This is a genomic window from Micromonospora sp. WMMA1947 (assembly GCF_027497355.1).
GTDB lineage: Bacteria > Actinomycetota > Actinomycetes > Mycobacteriales > Micromonosporaceae > Micromonospora.
This window is the reverse complement of sequence record NZ_CP114909.1, coordinates 5828414-5839374: the sequence shown is the minus strand read 5'-3', so window position 1 is coordinate 5839374 and position 10961 is coordinate 5828414. Positions and strand designations below refer to the sequence as shown.

Below are 10961 nucleotides of genomic sequence, written 5' to 3'. Positions count from 1 at the left end.
GCGAGTCGTAGGAAAATGCCAGGATCTCGAGCGAAGCGGTGCCAGGAATCGGCAGCTCTTACAGCCAGTAGCGCTATTTTTTTACAAAGCGATCGAGGCGAGATCGCCGCCCTGTATGTTTTTTTGCGACACACCACGTCGGTCCAGCTACCCGGCCGGTGCACAAGCTGTGAGCGCGATCATCACCACCGCGCCGGCGATGAAGAAGGGGCCCATCGGGATTTGGGCACCACGCGGCACACGTCCGCTGGACAATAGCAGGGCGCCCACGAAGCCCGCGCCCACGAAGCCCAGAAACACCGCGCCGAACGCCGCGCCCCAGCCCCACCACCCCAGCAGGGCGCTCACCGAGAGGATCAGCTTGGCATCGCCCAGGCCCATACCGCGTTTGCCCAGGATCAGCCCCGTGCTGACGAACACCGTAGTGGCGACGGCCGCGCAGATCGCCGCGCTGAGCACGTGCTCCCACCGATCGGTGACCGCTGCGTCGACGGTGAGCAGAGCGAAGACGCCGGCCGCCGCCGGCAGGGTGATGACGTTGGGCAGGCGGTGCACCTGAGCGTCGATGAACACGAGCGGGACGGCGCAGCCGGCCCACCACAGGCCGGCCAGCAACACCGGCATGGTGGGAGCGGCGAGGAGCACGGTGGTGACCGCGACTGCAGCGCAGAGCTCCAGCAGGTACGGCGGGGCGCCCATCCGCTGCCAGCAGCGGCCGCATCGACCGCTCGGTAGCAGTGCGGCCCAGCCGGGTCCGACCGGACTCACCTCGACGCCGCAGCCCTCGCAGGACCGCCGGCTGATATGGCTCGCTGGGACGGCCAGGCGAACGACCAGCCACCGCAGTAGCGGTGTGACAGAGAGACCGAGCATGACCAGCTCAACCCTGCTGGGCGGATGAGGAACCCTAAGGCCCCGTGACGCCGATACCAGCGCTGGCCGGCTGCTCATGCGCTGGGTCGACGAGGCACATGGTCTTGCTGCGGACCGAGCTGGCTGATCTCGTACCCGTCGGGATAGCTCTTGGCCTTGATCCCGTTGGCGAACAGCGCCGTGGTCCGCGGCGCGCCGAACCACCGTTGGAGCCCCGCCCGCAGCTTCAGTACAGCATGCAGGCCAGCCCGGACCGGCCACGCGGGCGCGTCAACTCGCATCGCGCGCCGGAGAGGCGCGTCGTACATGGCGCTGACCAGCGCGTTGCCCAGCGGTGCGAGCGGCTTGGGGATGCGGGTGAGCATCAGCATCCGGGTGGCTCGCTCGATAGCGGCCGCGTCGTCGTTGGGCTGCAGGTGCGCGGCGTCGTAGGCGTCAAACCAGGTCTCGAACTCTTCGTAGGAGCTGGGGATCTCGGTGATGCCCATCCGCCGGCCCAACTCCCGATAAAACAGGTAGGTGGCCCGTCGCTCGTGGCAGCAGGGATGCCGCCAGCCGTAGTGCTGCAGCCATCGGGTGGGGATTACCACCAAGCAGCCGAGGACGTAGAGGTAGTCGTCGTTGGGGATGTCGTACGGGCGGTGGATCTGGTTGATTCGCCGCAGCGCGTCCCGGCCGCGCGGTTGGTCGAACCCGTTGAGCACCATCTCGTACATCAGGAGGCCGGTGTCGTCGATGCGCTTCTGGGTGCGCTCGGTCAGCTCACCGGTGGCGGTGTGCACCGCGGCGATGGCCGGGATGGAGAAGGACCGGTTGAAGGCAAGGTTCAGCCCCAGCTTCATGTCCCAGGGGAACTCGTAGCGCAGCATGGTCTGGTAGATGGCCAGGTAGTCACGCTCAGGGTCCAGAGCGCGGATGCGTGTCAGGTTGGCGTAGCGGGCTCTCATCGTTGGGCATCTCCAACCACGGAGTGCGGGGAGTCCTGGGCGGCTGCGAGCCGGGCCGCGACGAGCGTCCGGGCCACCACGGGGGATTGGGCATAGGCGGCGGTGACCCGGATCAGCCATGCGATCTCGCCGGCGTAGCCACCGCCTGGGCGATGGAGATCGTCCGCCGGTTGGGGGACCGCCGCGACCACGCCGGCTTGGTGTCGACGCAGGGCGCAAGCCAGGTGCGCCGCCTCCACGTTCGACCGCCGCTCGTCGGCGGTCAGACCGGCCTGCTCGGCGAACTGCTCGGCCAGCTCCGTCACCTTGGCGTCCATGTACGGGCGGAGCGCGAGACGGCCGTCGCGGATCTCGGCCACCCGGCGGGTCAGTGCGTAGTCGATGTCGCGGACCGCCCCGAGCGGTCGGCGCAGGCTTGCATCGAGTTCGAGTTCGGGCAGGGCGCTGACGAGGTCCCGCCAGAGCGGTTCGAGTCGCCGGTAGGAGCGGAAGTCGTCCCAGCGCCGAGTGATCGTGAGGATGGGGCCCCATGCCGGCATGGTGAGGCCGACCATCATGAGCAACGCGCTGATGGTCACCAGGACAGCGGCGATCTCTCTCTCGCCAGAAGGTTGGTAGCCGGTCCAGTAAGCGATGAGGTAGACGATCTTGTTGGTGCTGTAGAGCAGGGCGAAGGCTGCACCGACGGCGGTGATGCGGAGGCCGCGGCGGAGCCAAGGGCGTCCGCAGACGCGGGCGAAGCGCCAGCACAGGCGGGTGATGTCGGTGCAGTAGGCAAAGAAGCCGACCAGCATGAAGATCAGCAGGTAGGCGGTCACGACGGGATCTCGCGCGTACTCGACCGTCAGAAGCACCGGGGCGTCGTAGGTGAGTGTGTAGGCGAACAGTCCGGCCATCGCGAGGAACGCGCCGCTGGTGACCCACACCCAGAGCCGGCTCCGGGCTGCGGCCTTCGCCGGTGGCAGGGCGAGGTGAAGCAGCATGTTCTCGGCGCTCGCAGCGATCGTCATAGCGCAGGCGTGGGAGATGACTTTGGCCAGGTTGGGTAGCCCGGATGCGTCGTCGATGCCTGCTGCGAGGGGCGGGATGGCGAGGGTGATCCCGGCGGCGAAGGCCCCGAGTGCCACACAGATCGCGCCTCGGACCCGGCCGGGCTGCCGGTGCTGGAGCCGCAGCATGTAGCCGAAGGCGAACCAGCCGGCGACCGCGCAGACGGCGTACAGGGTGGTATCCATCTCGACTACCAGTCGGGGTGTTCCAGCGAGTGTCGCAGCCGGCCATACAACTCGGCATAACGGCTGTCCAGCGGCGAGTCCTGTCCTTCGTCGCGGCCAGCGCGTGCCCGTCGCAGCAGCAGCGATCCGATCATCTCGGCCTCGCGCTCCTCGGCGGCTGCGTAGTTGCTCCGGCCGAGGCTGCGCCGGACCAGCTGCGGGTCGAGGTCGGGCAGCAGCAGGCGGGAGGCGTCCGGGTCCAGGACTTCGGTGGCCCGGTGGCCAGCGAGCAGGTGGCCCAACTCGTGCCCGATGATCAGCAGTTGATGCAGGGGCGAGGTGTCCTGCTCGAAGAAGATGGCGTCGAACTCGCCGGTCGGCACGCACATCCCGCATACCGTGTGCGCCGGGAGCCTGATCGGCACCAGGTGGATGGGCCGGCCACGCCGTTGGCCGAGCAGGTTGCACAGCGTCTGGATGTCGAACGGCTCCGGTATCTCCACCTCGGCGGCGATCTGCTCGCAGCGTTTGCGTAGTCGGTGCAACTTCACGTCAGCGTTCCCCCGCTCGTCGGCGTACTGCCACCGAAGGATCAGCACAGCTAACTTCGATCGTCCGGTGCGGCACCACTTGAGCCCGGGCTGGCGCCCTCGGCTACGGCCCGCAGTCGGGCCACCATCTGCTCGATGAGCTGCGTGTCCCCTGCAGATAATCCGTTGTCGGCGAGAACTTGGCGCAGGGCCACCTGTTTGACGTCCATCCGACGCAGCTCGCTGAGCAACGTGATCTGTTCCTGTATCCGCCGCGCGGCCGCGTCGTCCACGAAGTAGCCCGAGTTCACCCCGAAAGCGAAAGCCAGGGCACGCACGTGCGAGGTACGCGGATCGCTGGCTACGCCGCGGCGCAACTCTCCGATGTAGGCGGCGCTGATCGTGACGCCGGTCTCGGCCGCCGTTCTGTTGATCTTGTCGGCGATCTCCTTGTTGGTGTACCTGCGGCCCGGCTCATCGGAGGCGCTGAGCTCCTCAGTGGTCGGGCGGATCTTGTCGAACAGGTACTCCAGCCTGGCGGCCAGCGTGTCAAGGGGTGGCAACTCCTGCTCAACGTGCCCATCGTCGACCATGACTCTTCACCCTCCAGCGACTAAACAACAGTGTCGCAGATACAAGCGCCAGCAAAACAGATGTTGACACATGCACGGAACGTGAGCGTATGCTCGCTCCTGTTTGGAGCAACGGGCGTTGAGTGCAGACGCAAAACGCTCAACGCCCGTTGCGGGGCCGGCGCCGCATTCGGTCCGGCCGTCTGAACGGGGGGAGCCGTCAGTGAGAGGAAGCCACTTCATAAGGGGCGCAACGGGGGGATGTGTCCCGCGTTGCTCGCTGACGCATCCGACCGTCAGCAGGGGATATCGCCATCGGCACCCCTGTCCGGCCGCCGCTGAGGAGAGGGGGTCGCTGGGCCGGCCGGTAGGGGACCTACTCCCTGCCAGCGGCCCAGCGACAGTGACTCTGGGTGGCCTACGGAGAGGCGAACCTGCTCCGTCGCCAGCCATCCACATGGCTGGCGCGACGGCCACCCTTCGGACACATCGGCGGTACGACCGGATTGCCGGCGGACCGGCAGGCTGAACGTTGAACAGCCGTCACCAAGAGGCTGCAGCCGCGCCGGTCACCAAAGGAGGCACAACCTTGATCGCCACTGCTAGCACGTTCCTCAGGGTAGGACTTGGCTGCCTCGCGGTCTCGCTTCTTACAGGGGCAACGGGTTGCACAGGAGAGGAGCCTGCCGGCGCGCCGAGCCCCACCTCGACGACTGCATCGACTTCCGTCTCACCAACTGTAAACGCCGAGGACGCCGAAGCCGGCACGGCCGCGCTTGCGGCCTACCGGAACTACGTACAGATCTACGTCACCGCCTCGAACAAGGGCGACTACAACGCCAAGCTCGACAGGTTCGTGGCCAACCCGGCGCTGCTGACGGTGCGCCAGGACCTGCTGATCAAGTTCCAGCAGGGGCTCGTCACGAAGGGCGAGCCGGCCTCGGCACCCACCCTGAGCAAGGTCGACACCAGCCGGCGTCCCATCACCGCCGAGGTCGAGGACTGCTTCGACACCGGGAAGTGGGACGTGGTCTCCAAGAAGACCGGCAAGTCGGTACGCACCAAGGGCCAGGCCACGAGGTACGTGGTGATCGCCAAGGCGGAACTGTTTGACGACGGCCAGTGGCGCATTCGGGAGGTCAACGCCCAGCGGGAGAGGCCATGCTGATCCGGAGGGCGGTCGTGGTGGCGGCCCTGCTCCTGGCGGTCGGTGCCAGCAACGTGCTCACACCCAGCGTGGCGCATGCCGACTACGAGCACTGCGACGCGCTGGGCAACTGCTACTGGGTGGTCGAGAAGCCCGGCACCGGGGGCGGCGGTAACGGCGGCGGTGGCAACGGCAATGGCGGTGGTGGTGCCGGACAGGGCTGTACCTACGACGGCAAAGCCGTGCCATGTGTGGTCGACGAGCTCGGCGTGTGGGACGGGTCCTGCTACGTCAGGCGGGTCCCGCCGCCGTCCGGAGGCCGGACCGACGGCTACTGGAGCATCCGCACGTGCGGCGTCTACGGGGGCATCGCCTCGCAGTCGCCGGCGACCTGGTCGCCGGACCCACCCGCCGGGATCCTGCCGTCCTACCAGGAGCTCGCCCAACGAGCCATCGCCCAGATGAACCTCGACGGCCCCAACATCGGGATTGCTCCGCAGCCCAACGGCGCCGGTCTGGTCGGACTGCCGATCTGGCTCTGGAACAGGGTGAGTCCCAGCACCTGGGGACCCATCACTCGGACTGCAGCAGTGTCGGGTCGGTCGGTCACGGCCACCGCCCGGGCTCAGAAGATCGTCTGGAGCATGGGTGACGGCAACTCGGTCACCTGCACCAAGCCGGGCACCCCGTTTCAGCCCTCCTACGGCAACAAAAGGTCTCCGGACTGCGGCTACGACGGCTACCGCCACCCGAGCAGCACCCGGGCCGGAGGCCGCTTCACCGTCACAGCCACCACGTCATGGCTGATCACGTGGAGCGGCGGAGGCGGGAACACCGGCTCCCAGTCCATCGATCTGTCCTCCACCACCACGATCGACATCGACGAGCTGCAGGTGATCACCTCATGACCACTACGCCAACCAAGGCCACCCGCGCCGCCTCGCCGGTCGCTGCCCCGTACGCAATTCCCCGGGTCGCTCCGCAACGCCGCTGGCGGCCGGCGCTGGTCTGGCTGGCGGTGGCGCTGGTGGCCGCCGGCGGGCTGATCGCAACCGCCGTGCTGCGCAAGGTCGGGACCACGGCCGAGTACCTGGCGGTGAGCACCACGGTCGAGGTCGGCTCCGTCATCGACCGGTCGGACCTCACCACGGTGCGGATCACCGTCGACCCGGCACTCAAGCCGATCAGGGCCAGCGCCGCCGATGACGTCGTCGGCAAGTTCGCGGCGGTCGCATTGGTACCCGGCACCCTGCTGACGCAAGCGCAGCTCACCGAGACGGCTGTACCGGGCCAGGGACAGCAGCTGGTGGGTCTCAGCCTGCCGCAGGAGCGCATGCCCGCCGAGAGGGTCAAGCCCGGTGCCGACGTGCTGCTCGTCGTGACCGCCGACGACGGTCCCGTCTCCAACCAGCAGCAGAGCGCCGCGCCGATCAGCATCAAGGCCACCGTGGTGGACGTGCGTGCCGGCGCCAAGGAGGGCACCACGTTGCTCAACGTCGCCGTCGCTGAGCGCGATGGACCGCTCGTCGCCTCCCGCGCGGCCGCCGGCCGCATCGTCGTGGCACTGACGGCGGGGACCTGACGTGGCGATCATCGCGATGGTCTCGGCCAAGGGCTCACCCGGCGTCACCACCACGGCGCTCGCCTGCACCCTGGCCTGGAGCGGACGTACGGTGCTCGCCGAGTGCGATCCTGCTGGCGGCAGCGTCCTGAGCGGCTACCTGTCCAGCCTCGAGATTCCGCCCATCGGCCTACTGCCGTTGGCCGCAGCGGCCCTGCGTGACCAGCTCGCCGACGCCTTCGCTCACCAGCTCGTCGACCTCGACGCGAAGAATTCGGGCCAGCGGCTTGTCCTGCCCGGCATCAACGACCCGGTCCAGGCGGGCACCATCCGACCGACCTGGGAGGCGCTGACCGCATTCTTCGCTGACCTGGAGCGCCACGAGCCCGGCTACGACGTCATCGCCGACTGCGGCCGGCTCGCCACCAGCGCACCGCCGTGGCCGCTGCTGTTCCGCGCCGACCTCCTGCTCCTCGTGGTGTGCGCGGCGACCCTGCGGACCATCGCCCCGGCCGCCGGCGCAGCGGAGATGCTGCGGCGGGAGCTGACCCAGTACGGCCAAGGGCCGGGAGCCCTTGCCCTGGCCCTGATCGGCGAGGGCCCCTACAGCCGGCGGGACATCGAACAGCGGCTGCAGCTGCCCACCTTGATCGAGCTCCCCGACGACCGGCGGACCGCCGAGGTGCTGAGCGACGGTGGCGGCCGGCTGCGAGGTAGCCAGCGGTTGTTGCGCGCCGCTGCCAGTGCCGAGCCGGCCGTACGAGACGCGATTGCGCGGCGGCGTGCGCACCTGGCACCTACGTCATCGAGAGGAATCAGCCGTGCCTGATGAGCGCCGGCACGGCGGCCCAACGTGGCCGGCAGCGGTCGACCGGGTCGCCACCAACGGCCACCGCTGGCCGACCAACGGCACCCCGGCTGTCTCCCGGCCGAACCCCGAGCAGGCAGCCGCAGCTGAGCAGCAGCCGGGGCCGGTGAGCATCGACTACACCGCGGTGCGACTGCTGCGCGCCCGGGTCAGCGCGGAACTGACCGTGGCACTTCGGGAGACCCCGAACGTTTCCACCGATCACCGTCAGGCTGAGGCGGAGCGCATCGCCGCCCGGCTGGTACGCGATCACGTCGACACCCTGCACCAGGCCGGTCAGCCGATCTCGCAAGCGGAGGAAGACGCGCTGCTCGACGCGGTCGCCGCCGACATGTTCGGCCTGGGGCGCCTTCAGCAGCTGCTCGATCGTCCGGACATCGTCAACGTTCACATCCTCGGCTGCGACAACGTGCGTATCGAGCACACCGACGGGCGGATCACGGTGGGCGAGCCGGTCGCCGAGACCGACAAGGAACTGATCGACATGTTCCAGGTCCTGGCGATGCGTGCCGGAGCGACCGAGCGGTCGTTGTCCTCGACTAAGCCGTGGCTGGACATGCAACTGCCCGACGGTAGCCGCCTGACCGTGCTCATGCAGGTTTCGGTACGGCCCTACGCGGCCATCCGCCGGCACACCCTGATGGACGTCAGCCTGGAGGACCTCCGCGATCGGTACGGCGCCATGGACGACCTGATCTGTCAGTTCCTTAAGGCAGCCATGGCCGCCGGCCTCAACATCATGGTGGCCGGACTGGCCGATGCCGGAAAGACCACCCTGCTGCGCGGTCTGGCCCGGGAGATCCCCGACCGGGAGCAGTTCGTCACCTTGGAGGAGTCTCGCGAGCTCGGTCTGCACACCACCGGACGGCACCGATGGGCGATGAGCCTCGAGTCCCGGGAAGGCCACGGATCCCGAGGCCCCGACGGCCGGCCCGCCGGCGAGGTCACGATCATGGACATGATTCCGCTGACCCTACGGATGTCCGTACAACGGATCATCGTCGGCGAGGTCCGGTCCCGCGAGATCGTGCCGATGCTGCAGGCCATGGCCACCAGTAAGGGGTCGCTCTGCACCATCCACGCCCGGCACCCCCGCGCCGTGATGGACCGCGTCATTGAGCTGGCACTGCAGCACGGACCCGAGATGACCGCCGAACTGGCGCGGCGGATGGCAGCGGGTGCCATCGACCTGATCGTGTACGTCAGCGTCGAGGACGAGACCAAGCTCGGCGGGCGCAAACACCGGTACGTCTCGGAGGTCCTCGAGGTGGGCGGGATGAGCGGCGACCAGCTCGTCACCACCCAGGTCTTCGGACCGGGCCGGGACGGACGAGCCGTACCCCGGCACCTGCCGGAGCGGCTGCTCGAACCCCTGCTGCGGGTCGGCTATGACCCACGCCAACTCACCGGCTACATCCAGCAGGGGGAGCACAACCGCGGCGCCTGGACCAACCGTCTCGACACGCTGACGAGGCGGCCATGAGCCTACTCGACCTTGCCGCCGTGCTGGCGGGCATGCTCGCCGTCTCCGGGGCGGTTGTGGGTGTCCTCGGCGTCACGGGGACTACCCGGCCGCCCCGGCCGCCGTCGGTGCTGGAACAGCGGGCCCACCGATGGTGGACCGGCCCTGGACGAACGCGTCGGGAACAACGTGCTCATCAGATCAAGGTGGTGACGGCGTCCGCTGCCGGTGCGCTGACCTGGCTGCTGACCGGCTGGCCCGCCGCCGGGATGATCATTGGCATCGCGGTGCCCGGCGTGCCGTGGCTGTTCGCCGCTGGTCGCGCCGAGAAGCAGGCCATCGCCCGGCTGGAGGCGGTGGAGGCCTGGACTCGCCGGTTGGCCGACATCGTCGCCCGGGGTATCGGCCTGCAGCAGGCGGTCGTCGCGACCGCTACGACAGCACCGCAGCTGATCGAGCAGGAAGTCCGCGACCTGGCGGCTCGTCTGCAAGGCAGCGGCGACCCGATCGGCGCCCTGCAGCAGATGGCCGACGACCTCAACGACTACACCGCCGACCAGGTCATCGCCCCGCTGATGCTGCACGTCACCGACCGGGGAGACGGTCTGCACGAGGTGCTGACCGGGATCAGCCGATCCATCGCCGCCGAGATCGAAATGCGCTCGACGGTGGACGCCAAGCGCGAGGGTCCACGCTTCGCCGTCCGGTTCCTGACCGGCATGACCATCCTGCTGCTGGCGTACGGAGCGATCAACCCGCACTACCTGCAGCCGTACAGCAGCGTGCTCGGGCAGATGGTTCTGCTGTTCCTCGCCGCGCTGTACGTCGTGCTCATGACCGCGGTTCGCAAGCTCAGCCTGCCGCCCAAGCGGGAGCGGCTGCTACCGCCGGCCGGGGCCCAGACGCTGGGAGCGGCGGCATGAACAACGGCTACCTCACCGTCATGGTGATCGCCGGTGCGATGACCGGCCTCGGAGTGTTCCTGTTGGTCGTACAGCTGATCCCCGCCCCGCCGGCGCTGGGCCCCGCGCTTCGACGGCTCCACCCGCTGACCACCGCGAGTAACACGCCAGCCGGCATCAGCTGGCTGCGACGCCGCCTCGCGGTGCCGCACGCCGACCTGCGGCTGCTGAACCGCAGCACCGACCAGTACTTCCTCACCCTCGGGCTGTCGGCGCTGTTCTGCCTCATCCTGCCCGCACTCATCACCATCCTGGTTGCGGTGCTGCGGCTGCCGATCCCCGTCGTCATCCCCGTGGGCGGGACCATCGCCGCCGCGCTGGCCGGCGCGGCACTGGCGCACCGGGAAGTGGTGTCCAAGGCCGCCGTCGCCCGGGCCGAATTCAGCCGAGCCATGTGCACCTACCTGGACCTCGCCGCCCATCAGGTCCTCGGCGGCCACGGTCCGGTGGAGTCCCTGAACCGAGCAGCCAGCGTCTGCCACGGCTGGGTCTTCGCCCGGATCCGGGAAGCGCTGCTCAGTGCCCAGCTGCAGCTGCGGCCCCCCTGGGACGAACTGAAGGTTCTCGCCCGCGACATCGAGGTCATCGAGCTGGGCGATCTCGCGGACATCATGCGTACCGCCGGGAGCGAGGGTGCCAACGTCCACCAGACTCTGCGCGCCCGAGCCGACTCGATGCGGGACCGGATCCGCACCGAGGCGCTCGCCCAGGCCGAACTCCGCACCAACAAGCTCGACATTCCCGCTGCGGCACTGATCCTCGTGCTCCTCGTCCTCATCGGCTACCCGTTCATGGCCCGCCTGTTCATCCGCTGACCCCGGAAAC

Annotated in this window: 12 protein-coding genes; 7 read left to right on the top strand and 5 right to left on the bottom strand. The window is 68.7% G+C overall.

The features are described from left to right. Positions 1-147: 147 nt before the first annotated feature. The 5 genes from O7604_RS27390 to O7604_RS27370 form a co-directional block, all read right to left on the bottom strand. Complete coding sequence (locus O7604_RS27390) at positions 148-699, bottom strand: A24 family peptidase (RefSeq protein ID WP_281578262.1); 552 nt, start codon at positions 697-699, stop codon at positions 148-150. Positions 700-947: 248 nt separating this feature from the next. Continuing rightward, positions 948-1820 (bottom strand): oxygenase MpaB family protein, encoded by an 873-nt coding sequence (locus O7604_RS27385; RefSeq protein WP_281578261.1) that lies wholly within the window; start codon positions 1818-1820, stop codon positions 948-950. Further along, on the bottom strand, positions 1817-3055 hold the full coding sequence (locus O7604_RS27380; RefSeq protein ID WP_281578260.1) for an MAB_1171c family putative transporter: 1239 nt from the start codon (positions 3053-3055) through the stop codon (positions 1817-1819). Before O7604_RS27380 ends, O7604_RS27385 begins: the two co-directional genes overlap by 4 nt. Before the next feature lie 5 nt (positions 3056-3060). Beyond that, positions 3061-3633 carry an ImmA/IrrE family metallo-endopeptidase gene (locus O7604_RS27375; protein WP_281578259.1) on the bottom strand — a complete coding sequence of 191 codons (573 nt, stop codon included), beginning with the start codon at positions 3631-3633 and terminating at the stop codon, positions 3061-3063. A 2-nt stretch (positions 3634-3635) separates the two neighbouring features. Beyond that, positions 3636-4157, bottom strand: a complete 522-nt coding sequence (locus O7604_RS27370) for a hypothetical protein (protein ID WP_281578258.1) — start codon at positions 4155-4157, stop codon at positions 3636-3638. Between the two features lie 568 nt (positions 4158-4725). Here O7604_RS27370 and O7604_RS27365 point away from each other — a divergent pair. The 7 genes from O7604_RS27365 to O7604_RS27335 are packed head-to-tail and all read left to right on the top strand — an operon-like array spanning position 4726 to position 10951. After that, positions 4726-5304, top strand: a complete 579-nt coding sequence (locus O7604_RS27365; protein ID WP_281578257.1) for a hypothetical protein — start codon at positions 4726-4728, stop codon at positions 5302-5304. Next, complete coding sequence (locus O7604_RS27360) at positions 5298-6191, top strand: hypothetical protein (protein WP_281578256.1); 894 nt, start codon at positions 5298-5300, stop codon at positions 6189-6191. Before O7604_RS27365 ends, O7604_RS27360 begins: the two co-directional genes overlap by 7 nt. Further along, on the top strand, positions 6188-6865 hold the full coding sequence (locus O7604_RS27355; protein WP_281578255.1) for an SAF domain-containing protein: 678 nt from the start codon (positions 6188-6190) through the stop codon (positions 6863-6865). The genes O7604_RS27360 and O7604_RS27355 overlap by 4 nt, the downstream gene beginning before the upstream one ends. 1 nt (position 6866) lies before the next feature. Further along, the gene (locus O7604_RS27350; protein ID WP_281578254.1) at positions 6867-7673 is read left to right on the top strand and encodes a ParA family protein; all 807 of its coding nucleotides are present in this window, start codon (positions 6867-6869) and stop codon (positions 7671-7673) included. Continuing rightward, positions 7627-9195, top strand: a complete 1569-nt coding sequence (locus O7604_RS27345) for an ATPase, T2SS/T4P/T4SS family (protein WP_281578253.1) — start codon at positions 7627-7629, stop codon at positions 9193-9195. The genes O7604_RS27350 and O7604_RS27345 overlap by 47 nt, the downstream gene beginning before the upstream one ends. Next, entirely contained in the window at positions 9192-10097 is a 906-nt protein-coding gene (locus O7604_RS27340) for a type II secretion system F family protein (RefSeq protein ID WP_281578252.1), read from the top strand. Before O7604_RS27345 ends, O7604_RS27340 begins: the two co-directional genes overlap by 4 nt. After that, on the top strand, positions 10094-10951 hold the full coding sequence (locus O7604_RS27335) for a type II secretion system F family protein (protein ID WP_281578251.1): 858 nt from the start codon (positions 10094-10096) through the stop codon (positions 10949-10951). Before O7604_RS27340 ends, O7604_RS27335 begins: the two co-directional genes overlap by 4 nt. The last annotated feature ends 10 nt before the right edge of the window (positions 10952-10961 follow it).